The 588-nt window shown below is 53.2% G+C and carries 1 rRNA gene; it reads left to right on the forward strand.

The features are described from left to right. Positions 1–588: ribosomal RNA gene (locus L6H98_RS31185) — 23S ribosomal RNA — on the forward strand; the annotation flags it as partial.

A 588-nucleotide genomic window follows, 5' to 3' on the forward strand; every position in this document is an offset into this window, starting at 1 on the left:
GGTTAAGCTACTAAGAGCACACGGAGGATGCCTAGGCGCTAGGAGCCGATGAAGGACGTGGCGAACAACGATACTGCCTCGGGGAGCTGTAAGCAAGCTTTGATCCGGGGATGTCCGAATGGGGAAACCCAGCTGGCGTAATACCCAGTTACTCTTGTCTGAATACATAGGGCAAGAGAGGCATACCAGGGGAACTGAAACATCTAAGTACCCTGAGGAAGAGAAAACAATAGTGATTCCGTCAGTAGCGGCGAGCGAACGCGGAACAGCCCAAACCAGGGAGCTTGCTCTCTGGGGTTGTGGGACGTCTCACATGGAGTTACAAAGGAGCCGGTTAAACGAAGAGGTCTGGAAAGGCCCGCCATAGAAGGTAAAAGCCCTGTAATTGAAAGTCTGCTCTCTCCGAGACGGATCCCGAGTAGTGCGGGGCACGTGAAACCCCGTATGAATCCGGCAGGACCATCTGCCAAGGCTAAATACTTCCTAGCGACCGATAGTGAAGCAGTACCGTGAGGGAAAGGTGAAAAGCACCCCGGAAGGGGAGTGAAATAGAACCTGAAACCGTGTGCTTACAAGAAGTCAGAGCCC

Origin of the sequence: Paenibacillus sp. JJ-223 (assembly GCF_927798175.1) — a bacterium.
GTDB classification, from domain to species: Bacteria; Bacillota; Bacilli; order Paenibacillales; family Paenibacillaceae; genus Paenibacillus; species Paenibacillus hubeiensis.